This is a genomic window from Pantoea sp. K16, assembly GCF_048452805.1.
Classification (GTDB): domain Bacteria; phylum Pseudomonadota; class Gammaproteobacteria; order Enterobacterales; family Enterobacteriaceae; genus Pantoea; species Pantoea agglomerans.
On sequence record NZ_JBLWNV010000012.1, the window covers coordinates 15,120 to 32,184 of the forward strand.

The following is a 17,065-nucleotide window of genomic DNA, read 5'->3' on the forward strand; positions in this document are numbered from 1 at the left end:
TTATTCCTCGATTTTACCGCCAGCAGCTTCGATTGCAGCACGTGCACCTTTGGTGACACGCAGACCGCGAACCGTTACCGGTGTAGAAACTTCACCAGACAGAATTACTTTAACGAATTCAATCTGAACACCGACAATGTTGGCTGCTTTCAGCGCGTTCAGGTCGACGATACCGCCTTCAACTTTCGCCAGATCAGACAGACGAATCTCTGTGGTGATCATTGCTTTGCGAGAGGTGAAACCGAACTTCGGCAGACGACGGTACAGAGGCATCTGACCACCTTCGAAACCGCGACGTACGCCACCGCCAGAACGTGAGTTCTGACCTTTGTGACCACGACCACCGGTTTTTCCGAGGCCAGAACCGATACCACGACCCAGACGCTTGGTAGCGTGCTTAGACCCTTCGGCCGGAGACAGAGTATTTAAACGCATCTCTTACTCCTCCACTTTAACCATATAGGAAACCGCGTTAACCATACCGCGTACTGCAGGCGTGTCTTCACGCTCAACGGTGTGGCCAATACGACGCAGACCCAGGCCAACCAGAGTGGCTTTATGCTTAGGCAAGCGGCCGATTGAACTACGGGTTTGAGTGATTTTAATAGTCTTAGCCATCGTGATTACCCCAGAATTTCTTCAACGGATTTACCACGCTTAGCAGCGACCATTTCCGGAGATTTCATATTGCCCAGGCCGTCGATAGTTGCACGAACCACGTTAATCGGGTTAGTAGAACCATAGGCTTTTGCCAGTACGTTATGAACTCCAGCGACTTCCAGAACGGCGCGCATTGCACCACCGGCAATAATACCGGTACCTTCTGAAGCCGGCTGCATGAACACGCGGGAACCCGTGTGTGCACCTTTAACTGGGTGCTGCAGGGTGCCGTTGGTCAGCGCGACGTTAACCATGTTGCGACGGGCTTTCTCCATCGCTTTCTGGATCGCTGCTGGAACTTCACGCGCTTTACCGTAACCAAAACCTACGCGACCATTACCATCGCCTACCACAGTCAGTGCTGTGAAGGAGAAGATACGACCACCTTTAACAGTTTTAGAAACACGGTTTACCGCGATCAGTTTTTCCTGCAGTTCGCCAGCTTGTTTCTCGATGTGTGCCATCTTAGACCTCTACCTTAGAACTGAAGGCCAGCTTCACGGGCAGCATCTGCCAGTGCCTGGACGCGACCATGATATTGGAAACCGGAACGGTCGAAAGAAACACCAGTGATGCCTTTTTCGATTGCGCGTTCTGCGATAGCTTTACCTACTGCAGCTGCGGCTTCTTTATTACCGGTATACTTCAGTTGTTCAGTGATAGCTTTTTCTACAGTAGAAGCAGCGACCAGAACTTCGGAACCGTTCGGGGCGATTACCTGTGCGTAAATATGACGCGGGGTACGATGTACCACCAGGCGAGTAGCACCCAGCTCTTTGAGCTTGCGACGTGCACGGGTCGCACGACGGATACGAGCAGATTTCTTATCCATAGTGTTACCTTACTTCTTCTTAGCCTCTTTGGTACGCACGACTTCGTCGGCGTAACGGACACCCTTGCCTTTATAAGGCTCAGGACGACGGTAGGCGCGCAAGTCCGCTGCAACCTGACCAATCAGCTGTTTATCAGCGCCTTTCAGCACGATCTCAGTCTGAGTTGGACATTCTGCAGTGATACCCGCGGGCAGCTGGTGATCGACTGGATGAGAAAAGCCCAGAGACAGGTTAACCACGTCGCCTTTAACGGCTGCACGATAACCTACACCAACCAGCTGCAGCTTCTTAGTGAAGCCTTCGGTAACACCGATTACCATTGCGTTCAGCAGCGCGCGAGAAGTACCCGCCTGCGCCCAGCCGTCAACGAAACCTTCGCGCGGAGCGAAAGTCAGAGCGTTGTCAGCATGCTTAACTTCAACAGCATCATTGATAGTACGAGTCAGCTCGCCGTTTTTACCTTTAATCGAAATTACCTGACCGTTGAGTTTTACCTCTACGCCGGCAGGAACAACGACAGGTGCTTTAGCAACACGAGACATATGTATCCTCCGATTACGCTACGTAGCAGATAATTTCGCCACCAAGACCTGCCTGGCGCGCTGCACGATCAGTCATGACACCTTTAGATGTAGAAACTACAGCGATGCCCATACCAGCCATTACCTTTGGCAGCTCATCTTTTTTCTTATAGATGCGCAGACCAGGACGGCTTACTCGCTGAATGCTTTCTACAACAGCTTTGCCCTGGAAATACTTGAGAGTAAGTTCCAGTTCCAGCTTGATGTCGCCTTCGATTTTGAAATCTTCAATATATCCTTCTTCCTTCAGAACGTTGGCAATTGCCAATTTCAGCTTGGAGGAAGGCATGGTGACCGCAACTTTGTTTGCGGCCTGACCGTTACGGATACGGGTCAGCATATCCGCGATCGGATCTTGCATGCTCATCTGTGTTACTCCCGTGATTCAATTGGTGACAATTACCAGCTAGCCTTTTTCAGGCCCGGGATTTCACCGCGCATGGCGGCTTCGCGGACCTTGATACGGCTCAACCCAAACTTCCGCAGGAAACCGTGCGGACGACCTGTTTGACGGCAGCGGTTACGCTGACGCGAAGGGCTGGAATCACGCGGCAGACTCTGCAGCTTCAGAACAGCATCCCAACGATCTTCGTCGGAAGCGTTCACATCAGAGATGATCGCTTTCAGTTCAGCGCGTTTAGCGAAGAATTTGTCTGCTAATTTTGCACGCTTAACTTCGCGTGCTTTCATAGATTGCTTAGCCATTAAGTAACCCTACCTTACTTACGGAACGGGAAGTCAAAGGCAGCCAGCAGAGCACGGCCTTCATCATCAGATTTCGCAGTAGTGGTAATGGTGATATCCAAACCACGAACGCGATCGACTTTGTCGTAGTCGATTTCTGGGAAGATGATCTGCTCACGTACACCCATGCTGTAGTTGCCACGACCATCGAATGACTTAGCGGACAAGCCACGGAAGTCACGGATACGTGGAACAGCAATGGTGACCAGACGCTCAAAGAACTCCCACATGCGCTCGCCACGCAGAGTTACTTTACAGCCGATCGGATAGCCCTGACGGATTTTGAAGCCTGCAACTGATTTGCGTGCTTTGGTGACCAGCGGTTTTTGACCGGAGATTGCTGCCAGGTCAGCTGCTGCGTTATCCAGCAGTTTCTTGTCAGCGATCGCTTCACCAACACCCATGTTCAGGGTGATCTTCTCGACCCGAGGGACTTGCATGACAGAATTGTAGCCAAACTCTGTCATGAGTTTCTGGACTACTTCGTCTTTGTAGTAATCATGCAGTTTCGCCATCGTACTACTCCAAATTACTTGATAGTTTCGCTGTTAGACTTGAAGAAACGGACTTTTTTGCCGTCTTCGAATCTAAAGCCTACACGGTCAGCCTTACCAGTTGCCGCGTTGAACAGTGCAACGTTAGAAACCTGAATAGCAGCTTCTTTTTCAACGATGCCACCTGGTTGGTTCAGAGCCGGAACCGGCTTCTGATGTTTCTTCACCAGGTTGATACCTTCAACGATGACCTTACCAGAAGACAGGACATTCTTAACTTTACCGCGCTTACCTTTATCTTTACCGGTTAACACGATAACTTCGTCGTTACGACGGATTTTAGCTGCCATTGTTCGCTCCTTAGAGTACTTCTGGTGCCAGAGAGATAATTTTCATGAACTTTTCAGTACGAAGTTCACGAGTTACCGGCCCAAAAATACGCGTACCGATAGGCTGCTCACTGTTATTGTTCAGAATAACGCATGCATTACCATCGAAGCGAATGACAGAACCGTCCGGGCGACGAACACCCTTCCTGGTGCGCACCACTACCGCCTTCAGGACATCACCTTTTTTGACTTTACCACGCGGAATTGCTTCCTTGATGGTAACTTTGATGATGTCACCGACGCCTGCGTAGCGACGGTGCGAGCCACCCAGAACCTTGATACACATTACGCGACGTGCACCGGAGTTGTCGGCGACGTTCAGCATAGTCTGTTCTTGGATCATTTTAGTGCTCCGCTAATGTCAACTACTACTTCGGGACCTAAACCTCAGGTCGTTAGAAAGCCCCATAATTGAGGGCGCGGCATTGTAACACCGGTTCTCACAGATGGGTAGAAAAAATAAACGGCTCTCAATCGAGCCGCTGATTTCCCCTGATGACAGGGAGGGCGTATTCTAGGGAATAGTGCGAACAGTAGCAAATGTAATCTGCCTTATTTTTCGTCGCCTCCCAAATAAAGTGCCCTTCTGACTCAACCAGCCAGTTTCCTGGCCAGTTGGTTATGCTGACGCAACACGGCTGGCAGTTCAATTCCGGCCACTTGTCCGTCCCGTACCCGGACTTTTCCGTTAATGATGCTATAGGCAACCTGTCCCGGATTACAGAACACCAGGGCGGCGACAGGATCGTGCCCTGCCCCGGCAAGTCCAATTCGATTCAGGTCAAAAATGGCCAGATCGGCCATCATGCCCGGCGCAATGTTGCCCACATCATCGCGGTTTAGCACCTTTGCTCCACCCAGCGTCGCCAGTTCCAGTGCCTGACGTGCCGTCATCGCATCCGGGCCGAAGCCAACGCGTTGCAGCAGCATCGCCTGACGAACCTCGGCCATCATGTCTGAGCTGTCATTGGAGGCTGAGCCATCCACACCCATACCCACGTGTACGCCGGCATCACACATATGGCGTATCGGCGCAATACCGGAACCGAGACGCATGTTCGAGCAGGGACAATGCGCGACGCCGGTACCGGTACGTGCAAAGAGTTCTATGCCATGCTGATCCAGTTTGACGCAGTGTGCATGCCAGACATCCGGTCCTACCCAGCCGAGGTCTTCAACATACTGTGCTGGCGTCATATTGAATTTTTCACGGCTATAACGGATATCGCTGTCGTTCTCCGCCAGATGGGTATGCATAGAGACATTGAAGCTGCGTGCCATCGCTGCGGATTGCTTCATCAGCTCACGGCTGACTGAAAACGGCGAACATGGCGCAACCACGATGCGTAACATCGAACCGTGGCTGTCATCATGGTAGCGCTCAATCACACGCTGCGTATCTTTAAGAATGGCGGCTTCATCCTCTACCAGTGCATCGGGTGGTAAGCCACCCAGGGACTTACCGACGCTCATGCTGCCCCGGCTAGCATGGAAACGCATGCCCATTAAGGCTGCAGCCTCAATACTGTCGTCAAGCTTACAGCCATTCGGGTAGACGTAGAGATGGTCACTGGTGGTGGTGCAGCCGGAGAGCATTAACTCGGCCATGGAGATCTGTGTTGAGATATGAATCATCTCAGGCGTCAGATTCTGCCACAGTGGATAGAGGTGGGTCAGCCAGTTAAAGAGCTCGCCGTTTTGCACTGCAGGAATAGCGCGGGTCAGGCTCTGATACATGTGGTGATGCGTATTGATCAGGCCAGGGATGACAATATGTCCTCGCAGATCGATGATCTCATCCGCGCTATCAGGTAACGAGCGTGCTTCCCCGACTGCAACGATCTTATTTCCTTTTATCAGAATAGAGGCGTTACCTATTTCCCGACGGTCAGCATCCATGCAGACCACACATTCAGCATTCTTCAGTAACAGAGTTCGTTCCATGCTATTGCCTGTGGGTAGTGGTTGTGTGTTACCCGATAATAGCGGCAAGCTTTTGGCAGAGCTAATCGCAGGTAACGCAGCTAACAGTGGCAATTTTAACAGTGACCGGCGTAAGCGGTCATGACTCTCCATTTTCACGGCACATTTCCTTGTACAGTTATGATAACCCCGGCGTTTATAGCCTGGCGTTTTCAGGCCACCTCGCCTGAAGAGAGGCAGCTTAATCCCTGCAAATCCCTGAATTTGTGAGCACCATCAAATCCGTATTGCCACGGGCACAAATGGATCAAGCCCGAATCGCAGGCAAAAAAAAACCCCCTGCCGAAGCAGAGGGTTTCCTCAGAAAAAACGATTCTTATTACAGAACAGCTTTCTCGATTACGCGAACCAGGGTCCAGGATTTAGTCTTGGACAGTGGACGGCATTCGCGGATTTCTACCACGTCACCAATTCCACATTCATTGTTCTCGTCATGGATGTGCAGCTTGGTCGTACGTTTAATGAATTTGCCGTAGATCGGGTGTTTCACGAAACGTTCGATAGCAACAACTGCAGATTTCTGCATTTTGTCACTTACTACACGACCCTGCAGAGTACGGATTTTATCGGTCATTACGAACCCGCCTTCTCAGTCAGTAAAGTCTTAACGCGTGCAACATCACGGCGAACCTGTTTCAGCAGATGAGTCTGCTGCAGTTGGCCAGATGCTGCCTGCATGCGCAGGTTAAATTGCTCACGCAGCAGATTAAGCAGCTCAGTGTTCAGCTCTTCAACGCTTTTTTCACGCAGCTCAGTTGCTTTCATTACATCACCGTCTTAGTTACAAAGGTGGTTTTGATAGGCAGTTTTGCTGCTGCCAGCTTGAATGCTTCACGGGCCAGCTCTTCTGGTACGCCGTCCATTTCATACAGGACTTTACCAGGCTGGATCAGGGCAACCCAATACTCTACGTTACCCTTACCTTTACCCATACGCACTTCCAGCGGCTTCTCGGTGATCGGTTTGTCCGGGAATACTCGGATCCAGATCTTACCTTGACGCTTAACTGCACGGGTCATAGCACGACGTGCTGCTTCGATCTGACGAGCAGTCAGACGACCACGGCCAACAGCTTTCAGACCGAAAGTACCGAAGCTGACATCCGTACCCGCAGCCAGACCGCGGTTACGGCCTTTGTGCACTTTACGGAATTTCGTACGCTTTGGTTGTAACATCAGCGACTCTCCTTACTTACGGCCTTTACGCTGCTGCTTTTTAGGTTGAGCAGCCGGTTCCGGTTGTTCAACAGCAGCCATACCACCCAGGATCTCACCTTTGAAGATCCATACCTTAACGCCGATTACACCATAAGTGGTGTGCGCTTCAGAGGTGTTGTAGTCAATGTCAGCACGCAGTGTGTGCAATGGCACGCGACCTTCACGATACCATTCGGTACGTGCGATCTCGGCGCCACCCAGACGGCCGCTAACTTCGACTTTAATACCCTTCGCGCCAAGACGCATGGCGTTCTGAACTGCACGCTTCATAGCACGACGGAACATCACACGACGCTCCAGCTGTGAAGTGATGCTGTCAGCTACCAGTTTCGCGTCCAGTTCCGGCTTGCGGACTTCGGCGATATTAATCTGTGCAGGAACGCCAGCGATATTCGCGACGACCGTGCGCAGTTTTTCTACATCTTCGCCTTTCTTACCGATAACGATGCCCGGACGAGCGGTGTGAATAGTCACACGGATGCTCTTCGCTGGACGCTCGATAACGATACGAGAGACAGATGCTTTAGCCAGTTCTTTAGTCAAAAACTGACGTACTTTAAAATCGCTGTCCAGGTTGTCAGCGAATTCTTTGGTGTTCGCAAACCAGGTAGAGTTCCATGGTTTTACAATACCCAGGCGAATACCATTAGGATGTACTTTCTGACCCATTGCTAGTCTCCAGAGTCTCAGCGATCGGACACAACCACAGTAATGTGGCTGGTGCGCTTCAGGATGCGATCTGCACGACCTTTGGCACGCGGCATAATGCGTTTCATGGTCGGACCTTCATCAACGAAAATTTTCGTGATTTTCAGATCGTCGATATCAGCGCCATCGTTGTGTTCGGCGTTAGCAATGGCAGATTCCAGAACTTTTTTGACCAGTACAGCCGCTTTCTTATTGGTGTAGGTCAAAATGTCCAGTGCCTGCGACACTTTCTTACCGCGAATCAGGTCAGCAACAAGGCGAACCTTCTGAGCAGAAGAACGAGCGTGGCGATGTTGAGCTAAAGTTTCCATCTCTTCCTCCTACTTATTTCTTCTTGGCTTTTTTATCAGCCGCGTGACCGCGATAAGTACGTGTCGGCGCGAATTCACCCAGTTTGTGACCAACCATTTCGTCGGAAACAAAGACAGGAACGTGCTGACGACCATTATGGACAGCGATGGTCAAACCGATCATGTTAGGAAAGATCGTTGAACGACGGGACCAAGTGCGCAAAGGCTTCTTGTCACCGCTTTCCACCGCTTTCTCTACCTTCTTCAGCAAGTGCAGGTCAATAAAAGGACCTTTCTTGAGAGAACGTGGCATGGCTTATCCTCTAATATTATTTGCTACGGCGACGTACGATAAACTTATCGGTACGCTTGTTGCTACGGGTCTTCTTACCTTTGGTCTGAACGCCCCACGGAGTTACCGGGTGCTTACCAAAGTTACGACCTTCACCACCACCGTGCGGGTGATCAACTGGGTTCATCGCGGTACCACGAACGGTAGGACGAACACCACGCCAACGGGCTGCACCAGCTTTACCCAGAACGCGCAGCATATGCTCAGCGTTGCCGACTTCGCCCAGTGTTGCGCGGCAGTCAGACTCGACTTTACGCATTTCACCTGAACGCAGACGCAGGGTAACGTAAGAACCTTCACGCGCAACGATCTGCACGTAAGCACCGGCTGAGCGAGCAATCTGACCGCCTTTGCCTGGTTTCATTTCTACGTTATGCACGGTTGAACCCACCGGGATGTTACGCATCGGCAGAGTGTTACCTGCTTTAATCGCAGCATCAACGCCAGATTGGATCTGGTCGCCGGCTTTCAGGCCTTTAGGGGCCAGGATGTAACGGCGTTCGCCGTCTTTGTACAGAACCAGTGCGATGTTCGCAGAGCGGTTCGGATCGTACTCAAGACGTTCAACAACTGCCGGGATACCGTCTTTGTTGCGTTTGAAGTCAACAATACGATAAGCCTGCTTGTGACCACCACCGATATGACGGGTAGTGATACGACCATTGTTGTTACGGCCACCGGATTTGCTGTTTTTTTCTACCAGCGGGGCAAATGGTTTGCCCTTGTGCAGCTCCGCGTTTACCACTTTAACTACATGGCGACGACCCGGAGATGTCGGTTTACATTTAACAACTGCCATTGTCTTTCTCCTCCGACTTACTCAGCGCCGCCAGCGAAGTCCAGATTCTGGCCTTCTTTCAGGGTGACGTAAGCTTTTTTCCAGTCGCTACGACGACCGATACGCTGTCCTTGACGCTTAACTTTGCCCTTAACTACCAGGGTGTTTACGTCTTTAACTTCTACTTCGAACAGTTTCTCAACAGCAGCAACGATCTCTGCTTTGGTCGCGTCATTAGCAACTTTGAGAACGATGGTATTGGTTTTTTCCATCGCGCTAGATGCTTTTTCAGATACGTGCGGCGCGCGCAGTACTTTCAGCAGACGTTCTTCACGGATCATGCCAGCATCTCCTCAACTTGCTTAACTGCATCAGCAGTCATAACGACTTTGTCGAAGGCGATCAGGCTAACTGGGTCGATACCGGATGCATCACGTACGTCAACCTTGTACAGGTTGCGCGCAGCCAGGAACAGATTCTCATCCAGTTCACCGGTGATGATCAGCACGTCTTCCAGAGCCATGTCTTTCAGTTTCTGTACCAGCAGCTTGGTTTTCGGTGCTTCTACAGCAAATGATTCGACAACGATCAGACGATCTTGACGTACCAGTTCGGACAGGATGCTTTTCAGCGCGCCTCGGTACATCTTTTTGTTAACTTTTTGACTGTGGTCCTGCGGCTTCGCAGCAAAGGTCACACCACCTGAACGCCAGATTGGGCTCTTTACAGAACCTGCACGCGCACGGCCGGTGCCTTTTTGACGCCATGGCTTTTTGCCTGAACCGGTTACTTCGGCGCGAGTTTTCTGCGCGCGAGTACCCTGGCGGGCGCCAGATGCGTAAGCAACAACAACCTGGTGAACCAGCGCTTCGTTGAAATCACGACCGAAGGTAGTTTCGGAAACAGTCAGCGCGCTCTGCGCGTCTTTCAATACTAATTCCATTGCTATCCCCTTACGCCTTCACAGCTGGTTTAACGATCAGGTCGCTACCGGTAGCACCGGGAACTGCACCTTTAACCAGCAGCAGGTTGCGCTCAGCGTCAACACGTACTACGTCCAGACTCTGAACGGTTACGCGCTCATTACCCAGCTGACCTGCCATTTTCTTGCCTTTGAACACTTTGCCCGGAGTCTGGTTCTGACCGATAGAACCCGGAACGCGGTGAGACAAGGAGTTACCGTGAGTAGCGTCCTGGGTACGGAAGTTCCAGCGCTTAACGGTACCGGCGAAACCTTTACCTTTAGAGGTACCGGTTACGTCAACTTTCTTAACTTCAGCGAAAATCTCAACGCTGATGCTCTGACCTACAGAGTATTCTTCACCTTCAGCGGTGCGGAATTCCCACAGGCCACGGCCAGCTTCAACGCCAGCTTTAGCAAAATGACCAGCTTCAGGTTTGGTCACACGGTTTGCTTTTTTAGCACCGGTGGTAACCTGAATTGCCTGGTAACCATCGTTTTCCAGGCCTTTGACCTGAGTAACGCGGTTCGCTTCAACTTCGATTACGGTGACGGGGATAGAAACGCCATCTTCAGTGAAGATGCGGGTCATGCCCACTTTTTTACCGACTAAACCAATCATTGTTTCAACCTCTCAATCGCTCGATGACCTGATTAACCCAGGCTGATCTGCACGTCAACACCGGCAGCCAGATCCAGACGCATCAGAGCATCAACGGTTTTTTCAGTTGGCTCAACGATGTCTACCAGACGCTTGTGAGTGCGGATTTCGTACTGATCACGCGCATCTTTGTTAACGTGCGGAGAGATCAGAACAGTAAAACGCTCTTTGCGGGTTGGCAGCGGGATTGGACCACGAACCTGCGCACCAGTGCGCTTGGCGGTCTCAACGATTTCCGCGGTTGATTGATCGATCAGACGATGATCAAACGCTTTAAGACGGATACGGATTCTTTGGTTCTGCATGAGACCAGAGCTCCAAACTTTTTATAGACGAAAAAAATTACTACTCGAGCCCATTACGATTGATGGGAGAGTGTAATCGTTCAGCATATAACTCCACAATTGGGAGTATTGTCAGGCGGCCTAAATTTCAGCCGTCTGCGATTCTGCTCGAATCGCGCCTGCAATATCTGCAGGCCCGCGCATTATACGTAAATCTGTTCAGGAAGCAACCCGTGTTGAGGTTTTACCCATTAAATTGTGGCCGGTTCGTGAAGCGTGCGTCGCATTGCACTGCCGTATCGCTGATAAATCAGTTATTCAGTTGTGACTCTGTTTCCGCCCTTCTTCATTCATAGGTGACACAAAACCCGTTGCCCACGAGAGTGCATCTAACCTTTCGTCCGGAGCATAATCATGTCGCCCACTCTGATAACTCACATTGCTGCACTCGCAGGCGGAGGTGCATTGGGAAGCTTTCTTTCGCTGACCAGCCAGCGCTTCACCCCCGCCCTCTCACCCGCTCAATGGTTTGCCCTACTCTGCTTTCCGGGTTCGCACTGTAATCATTGCCAGCAGCGCCTGCTGTGGCGAGATGCGCTGCCGTTAATAAGCTGGCCTGGCTTAAAAGGGCGGTGTCGCTTCTGTCATCGCGCGTTCGGCGCAGAAAGCGTTGTCATTGAATGGCTGTTTGCCCTTCTGTGCCTGCTGGTGCTGCAGAGTTTTGACCACTCTGCGGAGGCTATTTTTATTATTACGGCCTCAGGCCTCTTGCTGCTCGTGGCTGCCATCGATCGTCGCCACTTCTGTATACCTGACCCGCTCAATTATCTGCTGCTCTGGTCCGGATTATTCCATGCCACGCTGTCCGGAACCGAAACAACGGCGATATGGGGTGCTGTGGCGGGCTACTGTGCGTTGTGGCTGCTCGCCTGGAGCTATCGGCAGATGCGGGGGTACGAGGGATTAGGTTATGGCGATATCAAGCTTTTCGCAGCGTTAGGTGCCTGCTGTGGCTGGCAGGCATTACCCTGGATTGCGCTGGGTGCCACCGTTATGGCGCTGACGTCGATCGTGATGCTGCAACTGCGGGGTTTTATTCAGGGGGACAGCCCGCTGCCGTTTGGCCCTTTCCTGGCCATTGCGGGCTGGGTAACGATAGTGCTGCAGACCCGATTCACTCTTGTTTGATTTGAGCCTGCAGATAGTTCTGGATGCCCATCTTCTGGATTAACTCAAGTTCCGTCTCAATCCAGTCGATGTGATGTTCCTCATCAGCCAGGATTTCAATCATCATGTCACGGCTGACATAGTCATGCACTTTGTCAGCATAGGAGATAGCTTCACGTAGGTCTTTCGCGCCCTCCAGCTCCAGATTCAGGTCTGAACTCAGCATCTCTTCAACATCTTCACCGATACGGAGCCGTCCCAGATCCTGAAGATTTGGGATCCCTTCAAGGAAAAGAATACGCTCAATATATTTATCGGCATGTTTCATCTCATCGATTGATTCATGGTATTCCACATCATTGAGGCGCGTCAGACCCCAGTTTTTGAACATGCGCGCATGAAGAAAGTACTGATTGATAGCAACCAGTTCATTTCCAAGCAGTTTGTTGAGATGACTGATAACTTTGATATCGCCCTTCATTGTTAACCCTCCGCGTCTGGTTTATTAGAGCGTAGATGCGGTTAAAAAGAAGTCAAAAAAACGCGACAGATATTGTGGGTATTCACGCGCCGATCGTCGGTCAGGCTATCTCTTTGTAGAGTGGTGCATGCTGCATCTCTTCATCCATAATTTCACGCGCAGCACGAATGCATTTGCCGCATTGCTTGCCGACCGGCACAAGCTGGCGCAGTTGCTGAATAGATTTGGGCTGATAGCGACGCACGACTTCACGAAGGGTTTTATCACTGATGGCATTACACAGGCAGACGTACATTGATTCATCACTCGGGTACATTTTCTGTACATAGTGTAAATGCGAATCGTTTTTATTTCAAACCCACCCTTTGCAGGGTTATGGCGTTTTCAGAGCAAAAAAAAGAGCACCGAAGTGCTCTTTTTACTGTGTTGCAGTGGCCATTTACACAGCCACAGCAGATATCACAATTAAGCGATAACTTTAGCAACAACACCCGCGCCAACGGTACGGCCGCCTTCGCGGATTGCGAAGCGCAGACCTTCGTCCATTGCGATTGGGTGGATCAGGGTAACAACCATTTTGATGTTGTCGCCTGGCATGACCATCTCAACGCCTTCTGGCAGCTCTACTGAACCGGTTACGTCAGTTGTACGGAAGTAGAACTGTGGACGATAGCCTTTGAAGAACGGAGTATGGCGGCCACCTTCGTCTTTAGACAGAACGTAAACTTCTGACTCGAACTGGGTGTGCGGCTTGATTGAGCCTGGCTTAGCCAGAACCTGGCCACGCTGGATGTCTTCACGCTTGATACCGCGCAGCAGAACACCACAGTTTTCGCCTGCCTGACCCTGGTCCAGCAGCTTACGGAACATCTCAACACCGGTACAGGTTGATTTCACAGTATCTTTGATACCAACGATTTCAACTTCGTCGCCGACTTTAACGATGCCGCGCTCAACACGACCGGTAACAACGGTACCACGGCCAGAGATTGAGAATACGTCTTCGATTGGCAGCAGGAACGGCATGTCGATCGCACGGACTGGATCCGGGATGTAGTTGTCCAGGTGTTCAGCCAGCTCAACGATTTTTGCTTCCCACTCTGGAACGCCTTCCAGCGCTTTCAGAGCAGAACCACGAACGATTGGGGTGTCATCGCCTGGGAAGTCGTACTGTGACAGCAGGTCACGTACTTCCATCTCTACCAGTTCCAGCAGCTCTTCATCATCAACCATGTCACACTTGTTCAGGAACACGATGATGTAAGGAACGCCAACCTGGCGACCCAGCAGGATGTGCTCACGGGTCTGTGGCATTGGGCCATCAGTCGCAGCAACAACCAGGATCGCGCCGTCCATCTGCGCAGCACCGGTGATCATGTTTTTCACATAGTCGGCGTGGCCTGGGCAGTCAACGTGCGCATAGTGGCGAGTCGGGGTTTCATACTCAACGTGTGAAGTGTTGATGGTGATACCACGTGCTTTCTCTTCTGGTGCGTTATCGATCTGATCGAATGCACGAGCCTGGCCGCCGTAAGTTTTAGACAGTACGGTGGTGATAGCTGCAGTCAGGGTGGTTTTACCGTGGTCGACGTGACCGATGGTGCCCACGTTTACGTGCAGTTTGTTACGCTGAAATTGCTCTTTCGCCATGGCGATAATTCCTTACGTTGTGCCTTCACCATCTGGGTGAAGGCATCAGTTCAAATTTAAACCGTAGCTTATTTGCTACGAGCTTCAATAACGGCCTGCGCTACGTTGTTTGGCGCATCGTCATACTTCAGGAACTCCATGGAGTAAGAAGCACGACCTTTGGTCAGAGAACGCAGCTGAGTTGCGTATCCGAACATCTCAGACAACGGAACTTCAGCGTGAATCTGAACGCCAGTAGCGTTAGATTCCTGCCCTTTGAGCATACCACGACGACGGCTAAGGTCACCGATGACATCACCCGTGTTCTCTTCTGGCGTTTCAACTTCAACCTTCATGATAGGCTCAAGCAGAACAGGTGTCGCTTGTTTAAAGCCTTGTTTGAAGGCAAGAGACGCGGCCAGTTTAAACGCCAGTTCTGAGGAGTCGACATCGTGGTAAGAACCGAAGTGCAGACGCACGCCCAGATCCACAACCGGGTAACCAGCCAGAGGGCCTGATTTCAGCTGCTCCTGGATACCTTTGTCAACCGCAGGGATGTATTCACCAGGAATCACACCACCTTTGATGTCGTTGACAAATTCGTAGCCTTTCGGGTTCGAACCTGGCTCCAGTGGGTACATGTCGATAACAACATGGCCATACTGACCACGACCACCAGACTGCTTGGCGTGTTTACCTTCAACATCGGTAACTTTGTTGCGAATCGCTTCACGGTAAGCAACCTGTGGTTTACCCACGTTTGCTTCAACGTTGAACTCACGCTTCATACGGTCAACGATGATGTCGAGGTGCAATTCACCCATACCGGCGATGATGGTCTGGTTAGATTCTTCATCAGTCCATACGCGGAATGATGGGTCTTCTTTTGCCAGACGGCCCAGAGCCAGACCCATTTTTTCCTGGTCAGCTTTGGTTTTTGGCTCAACGGCGATAGAGATGACCGGCTCCGGGAACTCCATGCGCTCAAGGATGATGACGTTATCTGGGTCACACAGGGTGTCACCAGTGGTCACATCTTTCAGGCCGATCGCAGCTGCGATATCACCCGCACGAACTTCTTTAATCTCTTCACGCTTGTTAGCGTGCATCTGAACGATACGGCCCAGACGCTCACGGTTTGACTTAACCGGGTTGAACACGGTGTCACCCGTGTTAACAACACCAGAGTAAACGCGGAAGAAGGTTAAGTTACCCACGAACGGGTCGGTAGCGATTTTGAACGCCAGTGCAGCAAACGGCTCGTTGTCATCAGAGTGACGAACAGCCGGCGTGTCTTTACCGTCGTCCAGCATACCGTTGATCGCGGTAACGTCAGTCGGTGCTGGCAGATATTCAACAACTGCATCCAGCATCGCCTGAACACCTTTGTTCTTAAATGCAGAACCACAGGTTACCAGGATAATTTCGTTGTTCAGAACACGCTTACGCAGAGATGTTTTGATCTCTTCTTCAGTCAGTTCTTCACCACCGAAGAATTTCTCCATCAGCTCATCAGAGCCTTCAGCAGCGGCTTCAACCAGCTTCGCATGCCATTCTTCAGCCAGTTCCTGCATATCAGCTGGGATATCTTCGTAGACGAAGGTTACACCCTGGTCTGCGTCGTTCCAGTTGATTGCTTTCATTTTCACCAGGTCAACAACACCGGTGAATTTCTCTTCTGCGCCGATAGCCAGCTGCAGAGGAACTGGAGTTGCGCCCAGACGAACTTCCATCTGTTTAACAACTTTCAGGAAGTTAGCACCCATGCGGTCCATTTTGTTAACGAACGCAATGCGTGGAACTTTATATTTGTTAGCCTGACGCCATACGGTCTCAGACTGTGGCTGAACGCCACCAACTGCACAGTAAACCATTACCGCGCCATCAAGCACACGCATAGAACGTTCAACTTCGATGGTGAAGTCAACGTGTCCTGGGGTGTCGATAATGTTTACGTGGTGTGGTTCAAACTGCTTGGCCATACCAGACCAGTAACAGGTGGTCGCAGCGGAGGTGATGGTAATACCACGTTCCTGTTCCTGCTCCATCCAGTCCATGGTTGCTGCGCCGTCATGTACTTCACCGATTTTGTGGTTTACACCGGTGTAGAACAGAACGCGTTCGGTAGTGGTAGTCTTACCGGCGTCGATGTGCGCACTGATACCGATATTACGGTAGCGGGCAATGGGTGTTTTACGAGCCATTTGATTCCTCTGATTCTCGGACGTTCAAGGTAAGTCGACCCCAGCGGGTTGGCTGATTGAGCGCCCGCTGGTTTAACAACTACGTGGTGATTACCAACGGTAGTGTGCGAACGCCTTGTTGGCTTCTGCCATGCGGTGAACGTCTTCACGTTTCTTAACTGCTGTACCTTTGTTCTCTGCAGCATCAGAAAGTTCGTTCGCCAGGCGAAGAGCCATTGATTTATCACCGCGTTTACGAGCAGCATCTACGATCCAGCGCATTGCCAGAGCATTACGACGAACCGGACGGACTTCTACTGGTACCTGATAAGTAGAACCACCAACGCGACGTGACTTAACTTCGACAGTCGGACGCACGTTTTCCAGGGCTACTTCAAAAGATTCCAGCGCGTTTTTACCTGAACGCTGAGCCAGGGTCTCAAGCGCGGTATAAACGATTGATTCTGCAGTAGATTTTTTACCATCTACCATCAGGATATTTACAAATTTGGCCAGCAGCTCTGATCCGAACTTAGGATCTGGCAGAATTTTACGCTGACCAATGACGCGACGACGTGGCATGGAAATACTCCGTTGTTAATTCAGGATTGTCCAAAACTCGATGAGTTTATTTTGACATTTAATTTAAAACGTTTGGCCTTACTTAACG

At 51.0% G+C, this 17,065-nt stretch carries 28 protein-coding genes; 1 reads left to right on the forward strand and 27 read right to left on the reverse strand.

From position 1 onward, the window contains the following. From rplO to rpsJ, 22 genes are all read right to left on the reverse strand, one after another. The gene (gene rplO / locus ACK13D_RS16075) at positions 1-435 is read right to left on the reverse strand and encodes a 50S ribosomal protein L15 (RefSeq protein WP_003850168.1); all 435 of its coding nucleotides are present in this window, start codon (positions 433-435) and stop codon (positions 1-3) included. Positions 436-438: 3 nt separating this feature from the next. Then, positions 439-618: a 50S ribosomal protein L30 gene (gene rpmD, locus ACK13D_RS16080; RefSeq protein ID WP_003850166.1), complete on the reverse strand. Its 180-nt coding sequence runs from the start codon at positions 616-618 to the stop codon at positions 439-441. Between the two features lie 5 nt (positions 619-623). Continuing rightward, positions 624-1,124, reverse strand: a complete 501-nt coding sequence (rpsE, locus tag ACK13D_RS16085) for a 30S ribosomal protein S5 (RefSeq protein ID WP_003850164.1) — start codon at positions 1,122-1,124, stop codon at positions 624-626. A gap of 14 nt (positions 1,125-1,138) precedes the next feature. Next, a complete protein-coding gene (gene rplR, locus ACK13D_RS16090) occupies positions 1,139-1,492 on the reverse strand; it encodes a 50S ribosomal protein L18 (protein WP_003850163.1) in 354 nt (117 codons plus the stop codon). A 9-nt stretch (positions 1,493-1,501) separates the two neighbouring features. Then, complete coding sequence (gene rplF, locus ACK13D_RS16095) at positions 1,502-2,035, reverse strand: 50S ribosomal protein L6 (protein ID WP_003850161.1); 534 nt, start codon at positions 2,033-2,035, stop codon at positions 1,502-1,504. Between the two features lie 13 nt (positions 2,036-2,048). Next, entirely contained in the window at positions 2,049-2,441 is a 393-nt protein-coding gene (gene rpsH, locus ACK13D_RS16100; RefSeq protein ID WP_003850158.1) for a 30S ribosomal protein S8, read from the reverse strand. Positions 2,442-2,473: 32 nt separating this feature from the next. Continuing rightward, positions 2,474-2,779 carry a 30S ribosomal protein S14 gene (gene rpsN, locus ACK13D_RS16105; RefSeq protein WP_008927132.1) on the reverse strand — a complete coding sequence of 102 codons (306 nt, stop codon included), beginning with the start codon at positions 2,777-2,779 and terminating at the stop codon, positions 2,474-2,476. A 14-nt stretch (positions 2,780-2,793) separates the two neighbouring features. Next, positions 2,794-3,333 carry a 50S ribosomal protein L5 gene (gene rplE / locus ACK13D_RS16110; RefSeq protein WP_003850155.1) on the reverse strand — a complete coding sequence of 180 codons (540 nt, stop codon included), beginning with the start codon at positions 3,331-3,333 and terminating at the stop codon, positions 2,794-2,796. 14 nt (positions 3,334-3,347) lie between these two features. Next, positions 3,348-3,662: a 50S ribosomal protein L24 gene (rplX, locus tag ACK13D_RS16115; RefSeq protein WP_003850150.1), complete on the reverse strand. Its 315-nt coding sequence runs from the start codon at positions 3,660-3,662 to the stop codon at positions 3,348-3,350. 10 nt (positions 3,663-3,672) lie between these two features. Then, entirely contained in the window at positions 3,673-4,044 is a 372-nt protein-coding gene (gene rplN / locus ACK13D_RS16120; protein ID WP_006120590.1) for a 50S ribosomal protein L14, read from the reverse strand. A 248-nt stretch (positions 4,045-4,292) separates the two neighbouring features. Then, positions 4,293-5,645: an 8-oxoguanine deaminase gene (locus ACK13D_RS16125; protein WP_418796849.1), complete on the reverse strand. Its 1,353-nt coding sequence runs from the start codon at positions 5,643-5,645 to the stop codon at positions 4,293-4,295. A gap of 358 nt (positions 5,646-6,003) precedes the next feature. After that, positions 6,004-6,258 carry a 30S ribosomal protein S17 gene (rpsQ, locus tag ACK13D_RS16130; RefSeq protein ID WP_003850147.1) on the reverse strand — a complete coding sequence of 85 codons (255 nt, stop codon included), beginning with the start codon at positions 6,256-6,258 and terminating at the stop codon, positions 6,004-6,006. Further along, positions 6,258-6,449 (reverse strand): 50S ribosomal protein L29, encoded by a 192-nt coding sequence (rpmC, locus tag ACK13D_RS16135; protein ID WP_003850146.1) that lies wholly within the window; start codon positions 6,447-6,449, stop codon positions 6,258-6,260. Before rpmC ends, rpsQ begins: the two co-directional genes overlap by 1 nt. Further along, the gene (gene rplP, locus ACK13D_RS16140; protein ID WP_008927134.1) at positions 6,449-6,859 is read right to left on the reverse strand and encodes a 50S ribosomal protein L16; all 411 of its coding nucleotides are present in this window, start codon (positions 6,857-6,859) and stop codon (positions 6,449-6,451) included. Before rplP ends, rpmC begins: the two co-directional genes overlap by 1 nt. Before the next feature lie 12 nt (positions 6,860-6,871). After that, positions 6,872-7,570 (reverse strand): 30S ribosomal protein S3, encoded by a 699-nt coding sequence (gene rpsC / locus ACK13D_RS16145; protein WP_009087585.1) that lies wholly within the window; start codon positions 7,568-7,570, stop codon positions 6,872-6,874. 17 nt (positions 7,571-7,587) lie between these two features. After that, on the reverse strand, positions 7,588-7,920 hold the full coding sequence (rplV, locus tag ACK13D_RS16150) for a 50S ribosomal protein L22 (protein WP_008927136.1): 333 nt from the start codon (positions 7,918-7,920) through the stop codon (positions 7,588-7,590). Positions 7,921-7,933: 13 nt separating this feature from the next. After that, positions 7,934-8,212, reverse strand: a complete 279-nt coding sequence (rpsS, locus tag ACK13D_RS16155) for a 30S ribosomal protein S19 (RefSeq protein WP_001138115.1) — start codon at positions 8,210-8,212, stop codon at positions 7,934-7,936. Positions 8,213-8,228: 16 nt separating this feature from the next. After that, the gene (rplB, locus tag ACK13D_RS16160; RefSeq protein WP_008927137.1) at positions 8,229-9,050 is read right to left on the reverse strand and encodes a 50S ribosomal protein L2; all 822 of its coding nucleotides are present in this window, start codon (positions 9,048-9,050) and stop codon (positions 8,229-8,231) included. Between the two features lie 17 nt (positions 9,051-9,067). Further along, positions 9,068-9,370, reverse strand: coding sequence for a 50S ribosomal protein L23 (gene rplW, locus ACK13D_RS16165; RefSeq protein ID WP_003850708.1), 303 nt, complete (start codon positions 9,368-9,370; stop codon positions 9,068-9,070). Next, entirely contained in the window at positions 9,367-9,972 is a 606-nt protein-coding gene (gene rplD / locus ACK13D_RS16170; RefSeq protein WP_003850711.1) for a 50S ribosomal protein L4, read from the reverse strand. The genes rplW and rplD overlap by 4 nt, the downstream gene beginning before the upstream one ends. Before the next feature lie 10 nt (positions 9,973-9,982). Continuing rightward, positions 9,983-10,612: a 50S ribosomal protein L3 gene (gene rplC / locus ACK13D_RS16175; protein WP_003850712.1), complete on the reverse strand. Its 630-nt coding sequence runs from the start codon at positions 10,610-10,612 to the stop codon at positions 9,983-9,985. A gap of 32 nt (positions 10,613-10,644) precedes the next feature. Continuing rightward, positions 10,645-10,956: a 30S ribosomal protein S10 gene (gene rpsJ / locus ACK13D_RS16180; protein WP_001181005.1), complete on the reverse strand. Its 312-nt coding sequence runs from the start codon at positions 10,954-10,956 to the stop codon at positions 10,645-10,647. Positions 10,957-11,349: 393 nt separating this feature from the next. On the opposite strand from rpsJ, the gene ACK13D_RS16185 reads away from it, so the two are divergent. Next, entirely contained in the window at positions 11,350-12,123 is a 774-nt protein-coding gene (locus ACK13D_RS16185) for a prepilin peptidase (protein ID WP_418796858.1), read from the forward strand. On the opposite strand, the gene bfr is transcribed toward ACK13D_RS16185, so the two are convergent. The 5 genes from bfr to rpsG form a co-directional block, all read right to left on the reverse strand. Then, positions 12,110-12,583 carry a bacterioferritin gene (gene bfr, locus ACK13D_RS16190; protein ID WP_010253012.1) on the reverse strand — a complete coding sequence of 158 codons (474 nt, stop codon included), beginning with the start codon at positions 12,581-12,583 and terminating at the stop codon, positions 12,110-12,112. The genes ACK13D_RS16185 and bfr overlap by 14 nt on opposite strands. Positions 12,584-12,683: 100 nt before the next feature. Beyond that, positions 12,684-12,878 carry a bacterioferritin-associated ferredoxin gene (bfd, locus tag ACK13D_RS16195; RefSeq protein ID WP_010671585.1) on the reverse strand — a complete coding sequence of 65 codons (195 nt, stop codon included), beginning with the start codon at positions 12,876-12,878 and terminating at the stop codon, positions 12,684-12,686. A gap of 170 nt (positions 12,879-13,048) precedes the next feature. Then, positions 13,049-14,233, reverse strand: a complete 1,185-nt coding sequence (gene tuf / locus ACK13D_RS16200; protein ID WP_418796860.1) for an elongation factor Tu — start codon at positions 14,231-14,233, stop codon at positions 13,049-13,051. Between the two features lie 68 nt (positions 14,234-14,301). Further along, a complete protein-coding gene (gene fusA, locus ACK13D_RS16205) occupies positions 14,302-16,416 on the reverse strand; it encodes an elongation factor G (protein WP_010253020.1) in 2,115 nt (704 codons plus the stop codon). 90 nt (positions 16,417-16,506) lie between these two features. Further along, on the reverse strand, positions 16,507-16,977 hold the full coding sequence (gene rpsG / locus ACK13D_RS16210) for a 30S ribosomal protein S7 (RefSeq protein ID WP_003852909.1): 471 nt from the start codon (positions 16,975-16,977) through the stop codon (positions 16,507-16,509). Positions 16,978-17,065: the final 88 nt, after the last annotated feature.

What these genes read in the sequence shown, in the direction of transcription:
- rplO (WP_003850168.1), bottom strand. Translation starts at nt 435, where the DNA reads ATGCGTTTAAATACTCTGTCTCCGGCCGAAGGGTCTAAGCACGCTACC.
- rpmD (WP_003850166.1), bottom strand. Translation starts at nt 618, where the DNA reads ATGGCTAAGACTATTAAAATCACTCAAACCCGTAGTTCAATCGGCCGC.
- rpsE (WP_003850164.1), bottom strand. Translation starts at nt 1,124, where the DNA reads ATGGCACACATCGAGAAACAAGCTGGCGAACTGCAGGAAAAACTGATC.
- rplR (WP_003850163.1), bottom strand. Translation starts at nt 1,492, where the DNA reads ATGGATAAGAAATCTGCTCGTATCCGTCGTGCGACCCGTGCACGTCGC.
- rplF (WP_003850161.1), bottom strand. Translation starts at nt 2,035, where the DNA reads ATGTCTCGTGTTGCTAAAGCACCTGTCGTTGTTCCTGCCGGCGTAGAG.
- rpsH (WP_003850158.1), bottom strand. Translation starts at nt 2,441, where the DNA reads ATGAGCATGCAAGATCCGATCGCGGATATGCTGACCCGTATCCGTAAC.
- rpsN (WP_008927132.1), bottom strand. Translation starts at nt 2,779, where the DNA reads ATGGCTAAGCAATCTATGAAAGCACGCGAAGTTAAGCGTGCAAAATTA.
- rplE (WP_003850155.1), bottom strand. Translation starts at nt 3,333, where the DNA reads ATGGCGAAACTGCATGATTACTACAAAGACGAAGTAGTCCAGAAACTC.
- rplX (WP_003850150.1), bottom strand. Translation starts at nt 3,662, where the DNA reads ATGGCAGCTAAAATCCGTCGTAACGACGAAGTTATCGTGTTAACCGGT.
- rplN (WP_006120590.1), bottom strand. Translation starts at nt 4,044, where the DNA reads ATGATCCAAGAACAGACTATGCTGAACGTCGCCGACAACTCCGGTGCA.
- ACK13D_RS16125 (WP_418796849.1), bottom strand. Translation starts at nt 5,645, where the DNA reads ATGGAACGAACTCTGTTACTGAAGAATGCTGAATGTGTGGTCTGCATG.
- rpsQ (WP_003850147.1), bottom strand. Translation starts at nt 6,258, where the DNA reads ATGACCGATAAAATCCGTACTCTGCAGGGTCGTGTAGTAAGTGACAAA.
- rpmC (WP_003850146.1), bottom strand. Translation starts at nt 6,449, where the DNA reads ATGAAAGCAACTGAGCTGCGTGAAAAAAGCGTTGAAGAGCTGAACACT.
- rplP (WP_008927134.1), bottom strand. Translation starts at nt 6,859, where the DNA reads ATGTTACAACCAAAGCGTACGAAATTCCGTAAAGTGCACAAAGGCCGT.
- rpsC (WP_009087585.1), bottom strand. Translation starts at nt 7,570, where the DNA reads ATGGGTCAGAAAGTACATCCTAATGGTATTCGCCTGGGTATTGTAAAA.
- rplV (WP_008927136.1), bottom strand. Translation starts at nt 7,920, where the DNA reads ATGGAAACTTTAGCTCAACATCGCCACGCTCGTTCTTCTGCTCAGAAG.
- rpsS (WP_001138115.1), bottom strand. Translation starts at nt 8,212, where the DNA reads ATGCCACGTTCTCTCAAGAAAGGTCCTTTTATTGACCTGCACTTGCTG.
- rplB (WP_008927137.1), bottom strand. Translation starts at nt 9,050, where the DNA reads ATGGCAGTTGTTAAATGTAAACCGACATCTCCGGGTCGTCGCCATGTA.
- rplW (WP_003850708.1), bottom strand. Translation starts at nt 9,370, where the DNA reads ATGATCCGTGAAGAACGTCTGCTGAAAGTACTGCGCGCGCCGCACGTA.
- rplD (WP_003850711.1), bottom strand. Translation starts at nt 9,972, where the DNA reads ATGGAATTAGTATTGAAAGACGCGCAGAGCGCGCTGACTGTTTCCGAA.
- rplC (WP_003850712.1), bottom strand. Translation starts at nt 10,612, where the DNA reads ATGATTGGTTTAGTCGGTAAAAAAGTGGGCATGACCCGCATCTTCACT.
- rpsJ (WP_001181005.1), bottom strand. Translation starts at nt 10,956, where the DNA reads ATGCAGAACCAAAGAATCCGTATCCGTCTTAAAGCGTTTGATCATCGT.
- ACK13D_RS16185 (WP_418796858.1), top strand. Translation starts at nt 11,350, where the DNA reads ATGTCGCCCACTCTGATAACTCACATTGCTGCACTCGCAGGCGGAGGT.
- bfr (WP_010253012.1), bottom strand. Translation starts at nt 12,583, where the DNA reads ATGAAGGGCGATATCAAAGTTATCAGTCATCTCAACAAACTGCTTGGA.
- bfd (WP_010671585.1), bottom strand. Translation starts at nt 12,878, where the DNA reads ATGTACGTCTGCCTGTGTAATGCCATCAGTGATAAAACCCTTCGTGAA.
- tuf (WP_418796860.1), bottom strand. Translation starts at nt 14,233, where the DNA reads ATGGCGAAAGAGCAATTTCAGCGTAACAAACTGCACGTAAACGTGGGC.
- fusA (WP_010253020.1), bottom strand. Translation starts at nt 16,416, where the DNA reads ATGGCTCGTAAAACACCCATTGCCCGCTACCGTAATATCGGTATCAGT.
- rpsG (WP_003852909.1), bottom strand. Translation starts at nt 16,977, where the DNA reads ATGCCACGTCGTCGCGTCATTGGTCAGCGTAAAATTCTGCCAGATCCT.